The sequence below is a fragment of the Marinobacter sp. F4206 genome (assembly GCF_019392195.1).
Classification (GTDB): domain Bacteria; phylum Pseudomonadota; class Gammaproteobacteria; order Pseudomonadales; family Oleiphilaceae; genus Marinobacter.
This window is the reverse complement of the sequence record NZ_JAHXKI010000002.1, coordinates 1,913,881-1,932,459: the sequence shown is the minus strand read 5'-3', so window position 1 is coordinate 1,932,459 and position 18,579 is coordinate 1,913,881. Positions and strand designations below refer to the sequence as shown.

16 protein-coding genes are annotated in these 18,579 nt (G+C 62.7%); 12 read left to right on the top strand and 4 right to left on the bottom strand.

Annotation, left to right across the window (positions count from 1 at the left end; translation table 11 throughout):
• Window positions 1–47 precede the first annotated feature (47 nt).
• On the top strand, window positions 48–305 hold the full coding sequence (locus KZO34_RS18685; RefSeq protein WP_257900259.1) for a DUF4331 domain-containing protein: 258 nt from the start codon (window positions 48–50) through the stop codon (window positions 303–305).
• Window positions 306–390: 85 nt separating this feature from the next.
• Here KZO34_RS18685 and KZO34_RS11170 read toward each other — a convergent pair whose 3' ends face one another.
• Entirely contained in the window at window positions 391–1,002 is a 612-nt protein-coding gene (locus KZO34_RS11170; protein ID WP_219476437.1) for a hypothetical protein, read from the bottom strand.
• Between the two features lie 122 nt (window positions 1,003–1,124).
• Window positions 1,125–2,618 (bottom strand): amidase, encoded by a 1,494-nt coding sequence (locus tag KZO34_RS11165; protein WP_219476436.1) that lies wholly within the window; start codon window positions 2,616–2,618, stop codon window positions 1,125–1,127.
• A gap of 67 nt (window positions 2,619–2,685) precedes the next feature.
• Here KZO34_RS11165 and KZO34_RS11160 point away from each other — a divergent pair, with 67 nt between their 5' ends.
• Both KZO34_RS11160 and KZO34_RS11155 read left to right on the top strand, forming a co-directional pair.
• Window positions 2,686–3,798 carry a lysozyme family protein gene (locus KZO34_RS11160; RefSeq protein ID WP_308318805.1) on the top strand — a complete coding sequence of 371 codons (1,113 nt, stop codon included), beginning with the start codon at window positions 2,686–2,688 and terminating at the stop codon, window positions 3,796–3,798.
• Complete coding sequence (locus KZO34_RS11155) at window positions 3,789–4,556, top strand: sulfite exporter TauE/SafE family protein (RefSeq protein WP_219476433.1); 768 nt, start codon at window positions 3,789–3,791, stop codon at window positions 4,554–4,556. Before KZO34_RS11160 ends, KZO34_RS11155 begins: the two co-directional genes overlap by 10 nt.
• Before the next feature lie 4 nt (window positions 4,557–4,560).
• Here KZO34_RS11155 and KZO34_RS11150 read toward each other — a convergent pair whose 3' ends face one another.
• Window positions 4,561–6,924, bottom strand: a complete 2,364-nt coding sequence (locus KZO34_RS11150) for a diguanylate cyclase domain-containing protein (protein WP_219476431.1) — start codon at window positions 6,922–6,924, stop codon at window positions 4,561–4,563.
• Window positions 6,925–7,130: 206 nt separating this feature from the next.
• Here KZO34_RS11150 and KZO34_RS11145 point away from each other — a divergent pair, with 206 nt between their 5' ends.
• The 8 genes from KZO34_RS11145 to KZO34_RS11110 all read left to right on the top strand — a co-directional run bounded on the left by KZO34_RS11145 (window position 7,131) and on the right by KZO34_RS11110 (window position 13,952).
• Complete coding sequence (locus KZO34_RS11145; protein WP_219476429.1) at window positions 7,131–7,937, top strand: MotA/TolQ/ExbB proton channel family protein; 807 nt, start codon at window positions 7,131–7,133, stop codon at window positions 7,935–7,937.
• A gap of 31 nt (window positions 7,938–7,968) precedes the next feature.
• Window positions 7,969–8,319, top strand: coding sequence for an ExbD/TolR family protein (locus KZO34_RS11140; protein WP_308318804.1), 351 nt, complete (start codon window positions 7,969–7,971; stop codon window positions 8,317–8,319).
• Window positions 8,316–8,723: an ExbD/TolR family protein gene (locus KZO34_RS11135; protein WP_219476425.1), complete on the top strand. Its 408-nt coding sequence runs from the start codon at window positions 8,316–8,318 to the stop codon at window positions 8,721–8,723. The genes KZO34_RS11140 and KZO34_RS11135 overlap by 4 nt, the downstream gene beginning before the upstream one ends.
• The gene (locus KZO34_RS11130) at window positions 8,720–9,442 is read left to right on the top strand and encodes an energy transducer TonB (RefSeq protein ID WP_219476423.1); all 723 of its coding nucleotides are present in this window, start codon (window positions 8,720–8,722) and stop codon (window positions 9,440–9,442) included. The genes KZO34_RS11135 and KZO34_RS11130 overlap by 4 nt, the downstream gene beginning before the upstream one ends.
• A 320-nt stretch (window positions 9,443–9,762) precedes the next feature.
• A complete protein-coding gene (locus KZO34_RS11125; RefSeq protein WP_219476421.1) occupies window positions 9,763–10,611 on the top strand; it encodes a formate/nitrite transporter family protein in 849 nt (282 codons plus the stop codon).
• A 73-nt stretch (window positions 10,612–10,684) separates the two neighbouring features.
• Window positions 10,685–12,412: a bifunctional protein-serine/threonine kinase/phosphatase gene (locus tag KZO34_RS11120; protein ID WP_219476419.1), complete on the top strand. Its 1,728-nt coding sequence runs from the start codon at window positions 10,685–10,687 to the stop codon at window positions 12,410–12,412.
• A 210-nt stretch (window positions 12,413–12,622) separates the two neighbouring features.
• Window positions 12,623–13,141, top strand: coding sequence for an Hcp family type VI secretion system effector (locus KZO34_RS11115; protein WP_219476417.1), 519 nt, complete (start codon window positions 12,623–12,625; stop codon window positions 13,139–13,141).
• A 118-nt stretch (window positions 13,142–13,259) separates the two neighbouring features.
• Window positions 13,260–13,952: a hypothetical protein gene (locus tag KZO34_RS11110; RefSeq protein ID WP_257900258.1), complete on the top strand. Its 693-nt coding sequence runs from the start codon at window positions 13,260–13,262 to the stop codon at window positions 13,950–13,952.
• A gap of 9 nt (window positions 13,953–13,961) precedes the next feature.
• On the opposite strand, the gene KZO34_RS11105 is transcribed toward KZO34_RS11110, so the two are convergent.
• Entirely contained in the window at window positions 13,962–16,664 is a 2,703-nt protein-coding gene (locus tag KZO34_RS11105; protein WP_308318803.1) for a nitrate reductase, read from the bottom strand.
• A gap of 595 nt (window positions 16,665–17,259) precedes the next feature.
• Here KZO34_RS11105 and KZO34_RS11100 point away from each other — a divergent pair.
• The gene (locus tag KZO34_RS11100) at window positions 17,260–18,576 is read left to right on the top strand and encodes a CmpA/NrtA family ABC transporter substrate-binding protein (protein ID WP_257900393.1); all 1,317 of its coding nucleotides are present in this window, start codon (window positions 17,260–17,262) and stop codon (window positions 18,574–18,576) included.
• Window positions 18,577–18,579: the final 3 nt, after the last annotated feature.

The window sequence follows — 18,579 nt, the reverse complement described above, 5'->3', positions numbered from 1 at the left end:
GAAATCCCAGAAGTGGATGGAACCGATTTTTTACATGTTTCGCAGCTATGAATCCGGGCGCGGAGGTTATCTGGCCCTTATTGCCAATTATCTGCCCCCCGCAGGATGCCTGTGGCGGTCCGAACTATTTCGATCTGGATGACGACGCCGTATACGAGATTCACGTGGATAACGACCGCCAGTTCGCGACCTCCCTGACTCACCCGACTCTGCCGGAGCTCCTGGAAATCCTGTTCGGGGATACCGACGGGCCATGGTGCCCGCCCTGCTGGCCGGCGTCGGCGCTATCAGTTTGGTGTGGGTGATCGAACGTGCGGCTTCAATCTGACGACAGCCGGGAGAGTGTCCGTGCCGCCGGTGCACGTGGCGCCGGCGGCGGGTTTGAGAGAGTCAGTGCAGAGCGCGCATCTGACGCGGGTAGAGTGCCGCGGTGACTTCCGGCTCTTCCAGCAGGTCGGCCAGCTCCCGGTCAACAGCGGTTTCCTCACCCTCGTCCGGCAATGGTTCAAAGAGCGTACTGAGCCAGGCGGTGACCGACGGCGCCTCGTCCCGTTTGTAGTCGGTCGACAGCGCCTTGATCCGGCGGAAGCCGATGATGCGCTGGTGCTTGGGGTCGCGAATCTGCTCGAACCCTCGCCAGTACACGTGATCGCGGGTGTGCAACTGGACGAAGAGGGTGTCTATCGGGCTGTTGTCGCTGTCACCGGAGTCCTCGGCGGGATCCTCCGTGAGTTGTTCCGCCTCCGGTTCGGGTTTCTTTTGACGGATGGTGGTCCAGGCCGGGTACAGCACCGCCACCGCGTCCGCTTCCACATGCTCGCGGGCAGCGCGGAGGATCAATCCCCAGCGGGCCTTGTCGGCATCGGTTTCAAGGGAATTAATGGGCAAGTCGTAGCTTTGCTCGCTGGACAGAACTATGGCCATCATCGGGGCGTCAAGCTCCCCCATGGCCTCGGCCTGTGCTACAGATACCAGATCGTCGATTGCCATCGGTTGGTTCATAATGCGCTCGCCTCCTCGATGCCATCAGGGTCTATCAGGAAGAATGGGTCTTCCTGACAAACAGCATAGCCTGTTCCGCATACAAAGATAAACGTGGAGTTTTGGCAAGCGGATCACAAGCCCTAATCGTCGAAGGCGTCCTCGAGGCGCTCATACTGGCCAAACCACGGGTTTGCTTCCTCCAGCTGGGCCGCCAGCTGCAGCAGGCGCACCTCGTCGCCATGACGACCACCGAACTGGACGCCCACCGGCAGGCCGGATGCCGTCCAGTGCATGGGGACGGACATGGCAGGCGTCCCGGTCAGGTTGGCCAACTGGGTAAACGGAGTGCGCGCCAGGCTTTCCAGGGCCATCTGGTCAACCTGACCGGTGCGGTGCACCAGCTTGCCCGCTTTCAGCGTCAACATCAGCTTGGCGGCGAACTTCAGGTGCGCCGGTGTGTCCAGCTCGCCGATCCGGGCCGGGAGCTGACCGGCGGTGGGACACAGATACAGATCGTAGCTGCCAAAGAACGCCCCGAGGGCGCGGGCAAAGTCATTCCACTGCTGTCGGCGCCGGACGTAGTCGGGCAGGGGCATGGTATTGCCCAGCATGCCGATCAGCCGGGTATCCAGTTCAAAGTCCTCGTCCCGGGCCCCGAAGCGCTCCCGGGCCTGTTCCATCAGTGCCGAGACCTCACCGAAATAGAGCCCCAGGTAGCACCGGGCCAGGGCCATGCCATCAAATTCGGGCCGGGCATACTCCACCTTGTGACCCAGATTTTCCAGCACCCGGGCTGTCGCCTCGACCGCCGCAACGCAATCCGGCGCAACCTCGGTATCGTAGGGCGATGAGGTGAACACGCCGATTTTCAACGCGCCCGGAGATTGTTGGCTCAACTCCGCATAGGGCCCGGCGGGCGCGGGAATGGCAAAGGGATCGCCGGCCGCCGGGCCGCTGACCACGTCCAGCATGGCCGCGCTGTCCCGCACCGTGCGGGTGACCACGTGGTCGATCGAAGCGCCGGTCCAGGCCTCACCGACCAGCGGGCCGCTGGACACCCGCCCGCGCGAGGGCTTGAGGCCGAACAGACCGTTGTAGGCGGCCGGGATCCGAATGGACCCACCGCCATCATTGGCCCCGGCCATGGGCACGATGCCGGCCGCCACTGCCGCCCCGGAGCCGCCGCTGGAGCCGCCGGGCGTGAGGTCGGTATTCCAGGGATTGCGGGACGCGCCCCACAGTTCCGATTCGGTGACCGCCTTCAGTCCGAACTCGGGCGTTGCCGTCCGGCCCAGAAACACCAGGCCACCTTCCCGGGCACGGCGGACAAACTCGGAGTCCTGGGCCGCCACATTCCGGGTAAATCCGCGACTGCCATAGGTACAGGGATGACCGGCCTGCTCCTGAGCCAGATCCTTGAGCAGAAGTGGAACGCCTGCAAAGGTCGCCTGTTCCGGAAATTCCTGGCCCGGCGCTTCGGAAAACTGTGGGTAACAGATGGCATTCAGGGTACCGTTTACCCGGGTGGCCCGTTCCGTGGCCGCCTCGCAGATTTCCCGTGAGGTGACCTCACCACGGCGGATCAGATCGGCCAATGCCGTGGCGTCGTACCTCAGATATTCTGATTGCTTCATCATAGGTTCCGTTTGTTATTGTGTTATCGGGAAGGTCACGGATGTAACGTGTATGAACTGGAGACTGATGAGCTTACGACAGCTCTGGCTAATTTTCATCCTGGCGTGCGTTGCCCTGAATCAAGCCAGCGCCGAAGCAGAGGCACCGACGACCCCGGCCGACTGGACCCGGGTGGTACGCGACACGCCCTACTGGGCCAGCCAGGGGGTTTACAGCAACATCCTGACCATTCGTGGCTGGGTACTCCGGGAATCCGGCTACTGCGCCGACATCGATCGCCATATCCTGTTCGATATGCGGGGACAGTTTCTGGCCTGGATTTCCGACGGTGCAGACCGGGACGAAACCCAGGCACGCCTGAACGAGACCCGGCGTTCACTGCATGACAACCAGCGGGCCGACACCTGGGTGCCGGGGAAAACCGGCCAGACCGGCTACCCGTTCGCACTCGCCTGCAACCAGCCCCATGTGAACCTGGACGAAGCCGTGGCCCGCTATCTCGGCACCTTGCCCGCCGATCGTCTCTGGGGCGCCTGGGATGATCTCTCGTTCGCCTCCGGCGACAAGCCCGGATCGCTGCACGAGGCCTTGATGTATGTGTACCGGACCCGCATGGGTCAGGACCGGCTCAATCTGCCTCGGGCCCTGCCACGCTACCTCGCCGGCCAGATCCTGATCGAAAGCGGGGGGCAGGTCCGGGCCCACTCCGGTGCCAATGCCCGCGGCATTCTGCAACTGTCACCGTCTGCGCTGTCAGATTGCCGGATCAAACCCCGTAACTACTGGCACCGACTGGCGCAGATTGACTGTGCCCTGCGACTGATGGACCAGAACGCCAGCAACCTCCGGCCCGTCTTTGAGGAACGATTTGGCGATCTGCCCGAGAACAAGCAACAGCGCCTGTTCACCCTCCTGCTGGTTCAGGCCTATCATGGCGGTGCGGGCCGGGTTGAAGCGCTGCTGGTGGATGACGATCTGTCCAGACCCGCTGCCTACTTTGCCGAGCATCATGAGCGTTTTACCGCGGGTGACATCGCCTTCGGCATGGTTTTCCACAACCTGGGCCGCGATCGCCTGGGGCTGGCCTCGCTTTACTACGTGGCAGACGTTCAACTGGCCACGGAAGCCCTGTGCCGGTCCCCCCGGCTGGCCACCACGGAATTCTGTGAATGGAATTAACCCTGCTGCCGGACAGTCTGAGCATGCCTGTCGCGGTGTTTCTGCTCGCCTGCTCGATCCTGACGTCCATGATCACTGCCAGCCTTGGCGCCGGTGGCGGCGTTCTCCTGCTGGTGCTGATGGCCACCTGGATGCCGCCGGCCGCGATCATCCCGGTCCATGGCATGATCCAGCTCGGTTCGAACGGCGGGCGGGCCCTGCTGACTCGCAAGCACGTGGACTGGAAGGTAATTGCCGCGTTTGCCCCGGGCGTGGTGGTCGGTGCGGCCCTCGGGGCCTGGCTGCTGGTGGACCTGCCGGCGCCGGTGTGGCAACTGACCATTGGCGTGTTTGTTCTCTACCTGTGCTGGGGACCGCCGCTGCCCAGGGCATCCTTTGGTGCCCCCGGCATTTTTCTGGCCTCGGGGCTCACCAGTTTTGTCAGTCTCTTTGTCGGCGCCACCGGCCCTCTGGTGGCGGCCTTCATCAAGCAGATCCATGTCGACCGGTTCACCACGGTCGCCACCTTTGCCACGGCCATGACATTGCAGCATGCCCCCAAGGCTCTGGTGTTCACCGTCGCGGGTTTTGTCTTTCCGGATTGGCTGCCGTTCATACTGGCCATGATTGCCAGCGGCTTTGCCGGGACCTGGCTGGGGCTGCATCTGCTCAGGTCATTGAGCAACCGCTGGTTCCATCGCACCTTTGATCTGATTCTGACCCTACTGGCGTTGCGACTGTTGTGGCAGGCGGCCAACGCCGCAGGCTGGTGGGGCTGACGGCTCAGGGCAGGGCCGGCCCCGGATCGTCCGAGGGCGCGGGAACCACCACCACGGCGTTACGGCCACGGGACTTGGCGATGTAAGAGCCTTCGTCGGCACGGGACACCACTTCCCGGGGGCCGCTGTCGCCCGGGGTCAGCTCGGTCAAGCCAATGCTGGCGGTCACCCCGAAGGTTCGGCCATCCTGCTCAATACGCAGGTCCTGGACCCGGGCACGGATGCGCTCCGCCAGCGCCTCCGCCCGCTCAAGGCCACAGGCGGGCAGAATGATACCGAATTCGTCCCCTCCCAACCGGGCCACGATGTCCGACTGCCGAACCGCGTCCTTGAACAGGTCCGCCAGCCGCTTCAGCAGGTCATCACCCAGCAGGTGGCCACCCTCATCGTTGACCGGTTTGAAATGGTCCAGATCGATCAGCATCAACACCGAGCGCACAGACTGCTGCGGTACTTCCGCCAGGTATTTCACCAGGGACGCGCTGAATGCCCGACGATTAAGCAGCTGGGTGAGACTGTCGTGGCTTGCCTCCCAGGACAGCCTTTCTTCCTCGCGGCGGCGCTCGCTGTCATCCCGGATCACGAACACCATGCGCTCGTTCTGCTTGCCCTTGCGGATGTGGAGCATGGTGAGGTCAATGTCGAAGATCTCACCCTTCTGATTGCGCAGCGTCCCGTACAGACTGTCCACGTCCTCACCCGTCAGGAAATCGGTGTGAGCCAGAGCCTTGTCGTCAGCCTCAATCATTACCAGGTCGAAGAAATTGCGCCTGACGCAGTTGCCGTCGGTACCCAGGAACCGGCAGGCGGCCTGGTTGGCGTAGCGGATGCGCCCCTGCACGTCCACCATCAGGACCCCTTCCTGGAGCACGCCGAGGATGTTTTCCGCCCGCTGCTGCTCCTCCCTCAGTGTTTCCTCAACCTCCAGTTCCCGGGAAATATCCCGAACCACCGTTATGCTTCCCAGTGCCTTGTCGGGGGTTTCAATGACAGCCGTCATGACGTCACCCCAGACCAGATCACGCGCGCCCCGGCTCGGAATCCGGAACCGTCCCCGGAATATTTCCTTGTTCCTGAGGGCCTGCTTCCAGCCGGCCAGAACAGCGTCACGGTCGGGCTCGTAAATGCCGCTGATCAGGTGGGTATGCTGGAGCTCGGAGGCCGGACGCCCGATGATGCTTTCAAACGCAGGGTTCACAAAGTCAATTCGGCCAAGGACATCGGTCTGGACGATGCCGATCGGGGCACTCTGGGTCAGTGATCGAAAGAAGGCTTCACGCTCCGCCAGTGAGCCCAGGACTTCCTCCCGTTCATCCATCACCGTGTTGAAGATCTGGGCAACCTGACGAATTTCCCGGCCACCGGACACATCCACCGGATTGTTACGCACCCCCAGATGACGTTCGTTGATCTGCCTGCCCAGGGCCCGGAGCGGCGCCATCAGGCGGCGGAAAACCCACAGCGCCAGCGGCGCAATCACCGCCAATACCCCGAGCAGGGTCCAGACAAACGCATCCGCCATGCGGGTAATCGGGGCGAAGGCTTCCCGGGCCGGCCATACCGCCGCCACGTACCAGGGCACCTGGGCCATCTGCTGCACCGACATGATGGTGGTGTCGCCATTGCCATTGCGGGTCTGCCGGGTGCCCTCGAAGCCCCCCATGGCGTCCTTGAGCACGGGATTCTCCACCCGTACCGGGACCATCACCTCATCGGTGCGGCCATGGGCCAGGGTAACCCCGCTACGGGTGCCAATCTCGAGGTAACCGGTCTTGCCGATCCGGAGACCGGCGAACTCCTCCATGAAGTTGGAGCCCTTGAGAAGAATGGCTCCTCCGATCATGCCAAGGTACTTTTGCCGGTGATCAAAAACCGGCGCAGCGATCATGACCGCCGGCTTGTCCTGATAATTGGACACGTAGGGATCGCTGATCACCGGCGTCATGTGCTGAGACACATTCTGGAAATATTCCCGGTCGCTGACATCCAGACCGGTTTGCTCGAATGCTTCGGGATACTCGGCGAGAACCCGCCCGGTGGCATCAATCAGGTAGAGGCCATCAAACAGGTGCTGGAGCGCGGTTTGCTGGCGAATCAGGATCCGGGCGCGGACATCCAGAGCCGCCTCATCCATAGTGAAACTCTCGGCGACGTGGCTGAGCGTCTCCAGTCTCAGGGCGAGCTTGTCGTCCAGCTCCCCCGACACCAGCCGGGCCATGGTTTCGACCTGGTTTTTCGCCTGCTGCTCCAGTTCACCGCGACTGAGCAGGGAACCGGCAATGGTGACCACCACCGCGGCCAACAGGATGACAAGAACCACCAGAGCCACCGCGCGATTAACGAGGCTCCCGAACCAGCGTTTAATCATCGCAGAAATCCGGCTCCGGATACGTGGGCGTTACGGTAAATAGAGACTCTCCACTCCTGGTCGCCGCACCTCTGATGGCAGCGTGTCTTGATGGCTGTTATTTGTACGAATTTTAACAGAGCCTCCGGGAATGTCAGGTTACACCTTGCAAAGTTATTGATAATCGTTATTATTTAGATCACCAATTTCAATTCGAGGCGAATACCATGCCCGACACGGCCCTGCACCCCTCAACCGAACCGCTTCGCGACCTGCTCTCCCGTTTGTTCGAGATGGGCGGACCGGTCATGATGGTGCTTCTGGCTATTGCCATGGCAGGGGCAATTACGTTCGTCTATCTGATGCTTATGGGCACGTTGTACGCGCCCCGTCTGACCACCAGACTTAAAAAAATTGTGACAATGTGGCAACAAACACCCGCGGACGTGCAACCGGCAAGACTGCGCCGACAGGTCAGTGGGTTCGCTCGGCTGAACCCCCTGTTCCGCCTTGTTGCCAATACCATCGAAGCCTGTCAGCAACAGCAGGACAGCGAGCGAATTCGAAGCACGGCGGCACGGGACGCCCAACAGGCCCTGGAACCTTTTGAGGCGCCCCTGAAAATCATTGAAGTGATCGCGGCCCTGGCCCCGCTTCTCGGGTTACTGGGAACCGTCATGGGCATGATGGACGCCTTCAGTGCCATGGCCGCGACGGAAGGCCGCGCCAATGCCGCCCAGCTGAGCGGTGGAATCTACGAGGCCCTGACCACAACCGCCGCGGGCCTGATCATCGCCATCCCCTTTGCGGCGCTGGCGGCCTGGATCGAATTCCGGCTGCGGCGGATTCACAAGACCATCGACAGCACCCTCGTCACGGTACTGAATGCCGCCGACAACGCCGACGCGGCCGCGCCCACGGCACCGACCACAGCAGCGCAACCAGCCTCCGCGGTCAGTGACCGAAGGCCTCCGGCAACCGCCCAGGACGATCAGCACCAAGGCCGACAGCGCTTCGCCCATGCAACTGGTTGAACCTCGCCCGAGGCGGCCCATCCCCATTCGAATGACCCCGCTTATCGACGTGGTGTTCATCCTTTTGGTGTTCTTCATGCTCACCAGCCGGTTGTCGCCGGTCGGTTTTCTGGAACTCGCAAATGCCAGTCCGGAAGGCCCGTCCGCGGACGGGCAGTCGATTCCGGAACTGATCATCACCGGAAACGGCGAGGTGAAGTGGCAGGCTCAAACCCTTGGGTTGGAGGATCTGATCACTGAACTGACAGCCAGCGGCATCGCCGAGGTAAATCTCAGCACCCGCCCCGACACCCGGCTTGGGAATTTTACCCGGACCCTTAGCGGACTCGACAGCGCCGGTATCAAAACCCACTGGAAACGAGCGACCACACAGACGCCATGACCCACCTGGTTCCCCCGCCGTCGACCTCCGGCAAGACCTTGATGGAGCGCGTGGAAGATGCGCTGCTCCCGCTGATCAATCTGGTGTTCCTGCTGTTGATGTTCTTCATTGTCGCCGGTCAGATTGCGGATGAACCCTTACCGGAGCTGCCGGGCGCCTCGGATCTCACCCAGCAGGCACCCCATGCCGATCTGTTGGTCACCGCCAGCGGCGACTGGCAGGTTGTCGGTGACTCACTCCCCGCCGACAAGCTGATCCGGCGCCTGCCGCCACCCGATTCCGACCGCCCCCTGAAAATCGCCGCCGCCGGTTCCATCGCCATGACCGACCTGGAAGCCCTGTTCCGGGTTCTTGAGCGGGGTGGTTTCACCGAGCTTGTGTTGTTGACGGAACCGGCATCATGATCGATTCTCCCCGTTTTGTGCGTGTCGGTTTGCTGCTGTTCGCCATCCTGATCACCCTGCTGACCGGTCTGCTGATCACCCCGGATCATCCCCTGCGACTGCCGGTACTGGGGGATGCCGCCGTCAGCACGGCGCCAGCCATCCGGATCAGCCTGGCGTCGGAGCCCGCGCCCACCGGGAAGCCGAGCCCCATGCCCCAGCGAGCCGAACCGACTCCGCCCGCAGAGCCAGAGCCAGAGCCAGAGCCAGAGCCAGAGCCAGAGCCAGAGCCAGAGCCAGAAACGGTACCCGAACCCGCGCCGGACCCAACACCGGCGACTGTCGAGAAAGCCCCGACAACGCCGGCAGAACCGGTTCCGTCCAACGCCAGCGCCGATCCCACGCAGCAGCCCGCAACTCAGCAGGTTGAACTCACCGCCGGACGCTCGGCCAAGGTCGACAACTACCTGACCCGTCTGAGCCGACACCTCAGTCGCTTCTACAACTACCCCAGGCGAGCCCGCCGTCTGGGCCAGGAAGGCATGCCGGTGGTGGTCTTCAGTTTCCAGCGCGACGGCTCCCTGCTGACACACCGCCTTGAAACCGGCTCGGGGCACCGGCTGCTCGACGGTGCCGCACTGGACATGCTGGAGCAGGCGGCCCCGCTACCGGCGGTCCCAGCAGAAATGCCGGGCGAACGTTTCAGCTACGCCCTCCCGGTCCGGTTCCGGCTTCGCTGACACCGTTCAAACATCTGTTCCAGCGTGCAGCATGGCAATGATTAACGCACTGAACCGGTGCGACCGGTGTTGGAGCGCCAGCCCGGCACCGCCCGCATCGCGCCCGAGCAACTCTGACAACCTTCTGAAATACAAAACCTTTCACAAGCCGACAGTTACTCTGGCACGGTCTCTGCAAATCCTCAGCTAACGGAGCCAACGTGGGCTCTGTTCACAGCGACAGAATACTTTTCAGACGACGGCGTCTGCTCACCCCCTGCACTCTCGAACGCGGCATGGGGAGGGTAGCGCCGTTTTTTTGTGGGCGAGAGGAACCAGTTATGTCTTATATTTTACCTTCGGAGTTCGTCACCAAGATGGTGGACGCCGGTGAATCAAAGATCTACATGTCGACACGGGACACGCTGATCCGGGCCTTCATGGCCGGTGCCATCCTGGCCCTGGCGGCCGCGTTTGCCATCACCGTTGCCGTCGAGACCGGTGTCTTCCTGATCGGCGCCATTCTGTTCCCGATCGGTTTCTGCATGTTGTACCTCATGGGCTTCGACCTGCTGACCGGGGTGTTCATGCTGACCCCGCTGGCGCTGCTCGACAAACGTCCGGGGGTAACGCCGAAAGCCATCCTGCGTAACTGGGGCTGGGTTTTTCTGGGCAACCTCGGTGGCGCCCTGACCGTCGCCTTCATGATGGCCTTCATCTTCACCTACGGCTTCAACACCGACCCCGGCGCCGTTGGCGCCAAGATCGCCAGCGTCGGTGAGGCCCGGACCCTGGGTTACGCTGAGTACGGGGCGGCAGGCTGGGCCACCATCTTCATCCGCGGCATGCTGTGCAACTGGATGGTCTCCATGGGTGTCGTTGGCGCCATGATCTCCACCAACGTGAGCGGCAAGGTGCTGGCCATGTGGATGCCGATCATGCTGTTCTTCTTCATGGGCTTCGAGCATTCCATCGTGAACATGTTCCTGTTCCCGTCGGCCATCATCATGGGCGGTGAATTCTCGGTCATGGACTACCTCTGGTGGAACGAGATTCCGACCGTACTGGGCAACCTGGTGGGCGGCCTCGCCTTTACCGGCCTCACGCTGTACACCACGCACGTACGCACAGCTCCGAAGCGTCCAGCTCCAGCCGCCTATGACGACTCCGCTCTGGCCAACCGTGCCTGATCCTTGCACTGTCCCGGCCGCCGCGCAGGCCGGATTGCCCCCGCCGGGTTCACAGCCGGACGGGGGCTGATTTATGACTGCTGCCCTGGAAATTTCGGTCGGCCAGTATTCTGACAAGGGCCTGAAAGCCGTGAATCAGGATTTCCACGGCCTGATGATTCCGGATGATCACCAGCGGGTCACCAAAGGCATCGCCATTGCCATCGCGGACGGCATCAGTTCCAGCAATGTCAGCCAGGTGGCCAGCGAATCGGCCGTGGCAGGCTTCCTCAGCGACTATTTCTCGACCCCGGAAACCTGGTCGGTGAAGCAGTCGGCCCAGCGCGTGCTCCGGGCGACCAACGCCTGGTTACATGCCCAGACCCGACAGAGCCAGTACCGGTATGACCGGGACCGCGGTTACGTCTGCACCCTGAGCGTGATGGTCCTGAAGTCCACCACGGCGCACATTTTCAATGTCGGCGACTCCCGGGTATACCGGGTCCAGAACCGCGCACTGGAACAGTTGAGCACGGACCACCGGCTCTGGCTGTCCCGTACCGAGAGTTGCCTGACCCGGGCCATGGGCATGGAACACCGGCTCGACATTGATTACCGCCAGACACCACTGCGCGCCGGTGACCTGTTCCTGCTCACCACCGACGGCATCTACGAGCACCTGCCGGAAGCCGAGATCACCCGCCTGCTCCAGCACGAAGGTGACGACCTGACTACCGCGGCCCAGGCGATTGCCCGGGCCGCCCTGGCAGCCGGCAGCGACGACAATCTGACGGTGCAGATTGTCCGGATTGATGCCGTTCCGGATGCGCGCGAGGCCGGCGAGCTCTACCGGGAGCTGGGTCAGTTGCCGTTTGCCCCGGAGCTGACGCCCGGCCAGATCATCGATGGCTACCGCATTGTCCGGCAGATCCACGCCAGCGGCCGCAGTCACGTCTTCCAGGCGGTGGACGAGGCCAGCGAGACACCGGTGGTTATCAAGACGCCGTCCATGGATTTACGCGAAGACCCGCAATACCTGGAACAGTTCGCGGCCGAGGAGTGGATTGCCCGGCGCATCAGCAATCCCCACGTGGTTCGACCGTTTGCCCCGGAACGACCGCGCAGCTGTATGTACCTGGTGACGCACTTTGTGGCGGGTCGGACCCTCAAGCAGTGGATGCTGGATCACCCGGCCCCGGATCTGGAAACCGTCCGCGGCCTCATCGAGCAAGTCGGGCGGGGGCTGCGAGCCTTCCACCGACTGGAAATGGTGCATCAGGACCTGAAACCGGAGAACATACTGGTGGACGCCGAGGGCACCGTTACCCTGATCGACTTCGGCGCCACCCGGGTCGCCGGCCTGCAGGAACTGAACGACCACGAAGAAGCCGCGCATCCCCGGGGCGCGGCCCTGTACAGTGCTCCGGAAACCTTCCTGGGGGAACCCGCCAGCTGGCGCGCCGACCAGTTCTCACTCGCGGTTATCGCCTACCAGCTGCTTACCGGCCGGTTGCCCTACGAGGCCGAAGTGCCGCGGATTCGCAACCGCAGCCACCAGCGCCGGCTCACCTACCAGTCCGCCCGACCCTACCGCGAGGATGTACCGGTGTGGGTCGATGACGCCCTCGGCCGGGCCCTGCATCCCGAACCCCACCGCCGTTATCCGGCCCTGTCCGAATTTCTCCACGACCTGCGCCAGCCCGGAACGGACTGGCAGACCCGGCGCCGGCCGCCCTTGATGGAGCGACACCCGGTGACCTTCTGGCAAAGTGTGTCCGCACTGCTGTTTCTGGCACTGCTGGCCACCCTCGCCTTCGACTGAGACCCAGCGGGCCAATTGTTGCCCGGCCAGCAATCGCTGGCCCGGTACGCGGGTAGGGGTTTGCCTCGCACCGGTCCCTGCCTACCCAGGAAGCCCATTTATTATTGATTTATATGCCTTTTCCATAGCTGGCACAGCACTTGTACCGGCATCGGCGTCCAGGGACAGACCTCAGGGACAGCTTTTTATTCACACGTCATGGAGCAGACTATGCCAACTCCTTGTTACATCAGTATCGAAGGCCAGACTCAGGGCAACATCACCGCCGGTGCATTCACTTCCGATTCCGTGGGCAACATCTACGTGGAAGGTCACGAAGACGAAATCCTGGTTCAGGAATTCAGCCACGTGGTCACCGTGCCGACGGACCCGCAATCGGGCCAGCCCTCCGGTCAGCGGGTACACAAGCCATTCAAATTCACCTCTGCGCTGAACAAGGCTACGCCGCTGATGTACAACGCCCTGGCCTCTGGCGAAATGCTGCCCAAGGTTGAGCTTAAGTGGTATCGCACCTCCGTTGAAGGCAAGCAGGAGCATTTCTTCTCCACCATCCTCGAGGATGCCACCATCATCGACATCAACTGCAACATGCCCCACTGCCAGGATGCCAGCAACGCTGATTTCACCCAGCTGGTTACCGTGTCCGTGTCCTACCGCAAGGTAACCTGGGAGCATGCCGTTGCCGGCACCTCCGGCGCCGACGACTGGCGTTCGCCGTTCGAAGCCTGATTCTTCGGAGGCGACAACGACTCTGCGGCTGGCCTCCGGGCCGGCCGTTTTGATTTTTACCCCGGAACAGGCAACGGGTATCATGAAGGCCAATGCCGTTGAATAAAGTACCCGCTTGATGAAAAGTGCCCAGGCCCGGCAAGTCGGCCAACTGATGTGCGACACCACCGTTGATGTGCTCTGGCGACCCGCCGCTGGCTGGGTCCGGGACCGGACTCCGGGCAGCTTCCTGATCTGTCGGGTGGGTTCTGGCCAGGCCACTTACCATCGCTTTGACCCGCAGCAGCAACAACACCTCATCACCTACGGCGTGCGAATGATTGAGGCCAAGCACCAGCCCCATACCGCCAGTGGCTGGCTATCCAGTCGGGAAATCCGGCGTCGGGGTTATTTCGGTGGGCAATTGAGCCCACTGAACCTGCTGGCGCACACCTGCTGCCATGAATTTGCCCATCTGCTGCAGCAGAGCGCCGGGCAACGATTCCGGGGCTCGGTACATAACCGGCACTTCTACGGCATTCTGGATGGCTTGTACGAGAGCGGAGGCGCCGATGCGACCCGGCAGGCACTGGCTGACCGGGCCGCCGAGTGTGGCGTGGCATTGTCCGATGTCGCGTTCGAATTGCCGGATCCGGTGGTGGAGCGATCCCACTGGCAGGTGGGCGAGGCCGTCGCCTTTGGCTCGGGGCCCCGGGAGGTCCGCGGCAACATTCTCCGGGTCAACCGCAAGACCTGTACCGTCAGGGCGACGGGGTGTGCCCCAAGCGCGCGTTACCGGGTGCCGATCCAGATGCTCCGCAAGCTGAACTGAGGGCCAGGGTCAGGTGGCTGCGGTCGCCTGTTGCGGTCGGGTTTCGTTCAACAGACTGCGCAGTTCCGGGACACAGGAGCCGCAGTTGGTGCCACACTTCAACGCCTTGCCCAGGGCTTCGACACTGTCTTTACCGCCACGGATGGCGGTCGCAATCTGTTTTTCACCGACCTGGAAACAGCTACACACCAGCGCCCCGGTATCTTCCGTCTCCACCGAGCGCGCGGCAAGCAGACACTGGCGCTGTTCCCGGCTCAACCCTTCAGCCCCGAAACACTGATCCAGCCAGGCCAGATCCGGCAAGGCTGTGACCACCGTATCGACCAGCAGAATCGCCTGGAGCTGGCCTTTCAGAATCCGGGCCGCACGGAAGCGCCCGCAGGCCGGGTCCCCCATCAGCATCTGCGGTGCACCACCCAGCCAGAGGTCCACCTCACGTTCCCAGTCCACGGGCTGATTGCCCGCCAGCCACCAACTGTCACTGTGACTCAGCGGTTGCCGGCTCCAGTAACCGTCCGGACTGGCCTGTTCCGGCCGCCAGTCCTGGCCCGATCGCCGCATCAATCGCGCATGCCAGCGGCTGGGCACCGGTTGCAGGCTGGCCACGCCATGTTTGCCTTCCGGCTGCCCGGAGAACGGATCGGTCACTGGCATCATCAGGCTGGTCGCCGTGCCCTGGGAGGCAAACTGCTGATTCCAGTGGATAGGCACAAACGCCTCACCCGGCCGCTGATCCGTGGTGATCCGGACTCGCCCGACGTACTCCCCCTTGTCGCTGCCGGTCAGTCGACCCAGTTCACCCTCCCGCAGTCCCAGACGCTGGGCATCCGTCGGATGCACCTCGATGAACGGTTCCGGGCGATGGGCCAGCAGACGGGGCGCCAGGGCGGTCCGGGTCATGGTGTGCCACTGGTCGCGAACCCGACCCGCGTTGACCACGATCGGATGGGCCGTCGACGGCATCTGCCCCGGTACAATCGAGGCCACCGGGACCAGCCGTGCCCGCCCGTCTACGGTTGAAAAATGGCCGTCGGCATACAACCGTCGGGTTCCGTACAGCTTTCCCGCCACGTCCGCGGACACCGGCCACTGCAGCGGCACCATCCGGTCGTATGCGGATTCGCTCACGTCACTCAGGGCGCCAATATCAAACTTCCGTTGGCCATAGGCCTCACGGGCAGCCAGACCGGACAACGCCGCATGCTCCCGGAATATCTCCGCCGGAGTCCGGTAATCAAAGGCCCGACCATGGCCCAATGCCCCGGCCACCGCACTCAGTATCCACCAGTCCGGTCGCACTTCGCCGGGCAGGGGCAAGAACGACCGCTGGCGCGAGATACAGCGCTCCGAATTGGTCACGGTCCCGTTTTTCTCACCCCATCCCGCCGCTGGCAGCAGGATGTCAGCAAACGCGGTGGTGTCGGTCTCCGCCATGCAGTCGGACACGATCACCGTGGGGCAGCGGGCCAATGCCTCACGCACCCGCGAGGATCGGGGCAGGCTGACCGCCGGGTTGGTGCCCATGATCCAGAGCACCTTGATGTCGCCCCGATGGACCGCTTCAAACAGATCCACCGCCTTCAGGCCAGGCCCCTGTGGGATGGCCTCCGTGCCCCAGAACCGGCCGACCTGGTCCCGGGCATCCGGGCTGTCATAGTCCATGTGTGCGGCCAGGGTATTGGCCAGGCCGCCCACCTCCCGTCCACCCATGGCATTGGGCTGCCCAGTGAGCGAAAAGGGACCGGCACCGGGCAATCCGACCCGACCGGTGGCCAGGTGACAATTAATGATCGCGTTGCATTTATCCGTGCCGGCCACCGACTGGTTGATGCCCTGGGAAAAAGCCGTGACCGTACGCGCAGTCTCCGCAAACCAGTGATAGAAGCTTTCAACGTCGCGGACCTCAAGGTCACAGTGCCCGGCGACGGACGCCACCGAAGGCGCAGCCTCCAGGGCTGAGGCAAAAGTTTCTTTGAAACCGTGACAGTGCCGGGCGACATAACCATGGTCAATGGCCCTGTGCCGGGCCAGCCACACCAGCAACCCGTTGAACAGAATCGTGTCGGTACCCGGCTTCAGCTTCAGGTGCAGGTCCGCCAGTTCGGCGGTCGCGGTTCGGCGGGGGTCAATGACCACCACCCGCCGCCCGGGCCGGTTTGCGGCTTTCATCCGCTGATACAGCACCGGATGGGCCCAGGCCGCATTGCTGCCGGCCAGCACCAGAAGATCCGCCAACTCGAAATCCTCATAGCAGCCGGGCACGCAATCCTCGCCGAAAGCCCGTTTGTGAGCCGCCACCGCCGACGACATGCACAGGCGGGAGTTGGTATCCACATGGGGTGTACCGATGAACCCCTTGGCCAGTTTGTTGGCCACGTAATAGTCTTCGGTCAGCAGCTGGCCGGAAAGATAGAAGGCCACCGAGCCGGGCCCGTGTTTGGCCACGGCCTCTCGAATGGCGCCCGATACAGCCTTCAGGGCGTCCGGCCAGTTGGACTCCACGCCCGCCACCCGGGGCGCCAGCAGCCGGCCCGTTGGTGTGAGGGTTTCATGCAACGCAGACCCTTTGACACACAGACGACCCTGATTCGCCGGGTGACGCTGATCGCCGGCAACGCCATCGGGACCGGGACCGGCAACGACACCGCAGCCGACGCCACAATAGGGGCAGGTGGTCTGAATCCCGGCGTCGTAGTGAAGCTTGGTTTCCACGTGTCGTCCTCTTTTTTGCCCACAAACAAAAAGCCCCTCGGCTGCACGCGGAGAGTTCGCTGGGCAGGGGAGGGGCTTCTTTGCCTGGTTTCGATGATTGATCAGTTTTTCTGGCAGTTATCTTTGCAATGAGAGAAGCCTCTGCAATAACAGGGCCAGCGCGAGCCGAGTGCAGCGGTTCTGGCTCGATGCCCTGACACCTGTGGCTCACGGGCTTTGTTGACTCGGGCGCCTCCGATCACTGCCGGCTCCCGTGCCCGGCCAACCGATTCACAATGGTGCAAAAATCCACCAGTACGCACTAAAACGACCCCACGAACTCGTCTCGAAAACAACCCGAGAGAGCGGCAATGTTTCCTACCCATTGTTTTTGAAGCGCTTTTAATCACTGGCACAGGCTGTGCAAACCAGACCAGTGCACATTTCAGAACATCACAGATTCGACAGGCATAGGCGCCTGCTGTCCGGAAACGGAGAGCAGGCGCTTTTTTTTGCCTGAAAGAACATCGAGAGGTAAGGAACCATGAAGAGATCCCTGACACCCGTCACCGGAACACTCAGACAGCTGGCCGGGCTGGCCACCGCGGTCGCCCTGATGACCAGCGCCGGATTGGCACAGGCCGAAATCGGGGCGCCGGAAAAGCCGGACCTGAAACTCGGCTTCATCAAACTGACGGACATGGCACCCCTGGCCGTCGCCTGGGAACAGGGCTTCTTTATGGACGAGGGCCTGTTTGTCGAACTCGAAGCCCAGGCCAACTGGAAAGTCCTGCTGGACCGCGTGATTACCGGTGAACTGGACGGTGCCCACATGCTGGCCGGCCAACCCCTGGGCGCCTCCATCGGCTACGGCACCCAGGCTGACATCATCACCGCGTTCAGCATGGACCTGAATGGCAATGGCATCACCGTGTCGAACGACGTCTGGGAAACCATGAGCCAGCACATCCCCGATCAGGATGGCAGCCCGGTTCATCCGATCAGCGCCAGCGCACTGAAACCGGTGGTGGAGGAATCCCGGGCCCAGGGCGAACGCTTCCGCATGGGCATGGTGTTCCCGGTCTCCACCCACAACTATGAGCTGCGCTACTGGCTCGCCGCCGGCGGCCTGAATCCGGGTTACTACGCGCCCCAGCGGGGCGATACCAGCGGCACCCTGGACGCTGACGTGCACCTGTCGGTGACCCCACCCCCGCAAATGCCCGCGACCATGGAAGCCGGCACCATCCAGGGCTACTGTGTGGGCGAACCCTGGAACCAGCAGGCCGTATTCAAGGGCATCGGGGTGCCAGTCATCACCGACTACGAGATCTGGCCGAACAACCCGGAAAAAGTCTTCGGCGTTACCCAGACCTGGGCCGATGCGAATCCCAACACCCACCTGCACCTGCTGCGCGCCCTGATCCGCGCCGCCCACTGGCTGGATGAGAACAACAACGCCAACCGTGAGGAAGCGGTCGAGATTCTGGCCCGTCCCAGCTACGTCGGCGCCGATGCCGAAGTCATTGCCAATTCCATGACCGGTACCTTCGAGTACGAAAAGGGCGATGTTCGTGAAGTGCCTGACTTCAATGTGTTCTTCCGCTACCACGCCACCTACCCGTACCCGTCCGACGCCATCTGGTACCTCTCACAAATGCGTCGCTGGGGCCAGATTCCCGAAGCCAAGCCGGACGACTGGTACATGGAGACTGCGGCCCGGGTCTACCGGGGTGACATCTATGCCGAGGCGGCCAAGTCCCTGATCGAGGATGGCCTGATGAATGCTGAGGATTTCCCCGACTTCGGCCAGGAAAACTTCGCCCGTCCGGACCAGGGTGAGCTGATTGATGGCATCGCCTTCACGCCGCGCCAGCCGAATGCCTACATAGACAGCTTCGACATCGGCCTCAAAGGCTCCGAGACGCCGTAACCG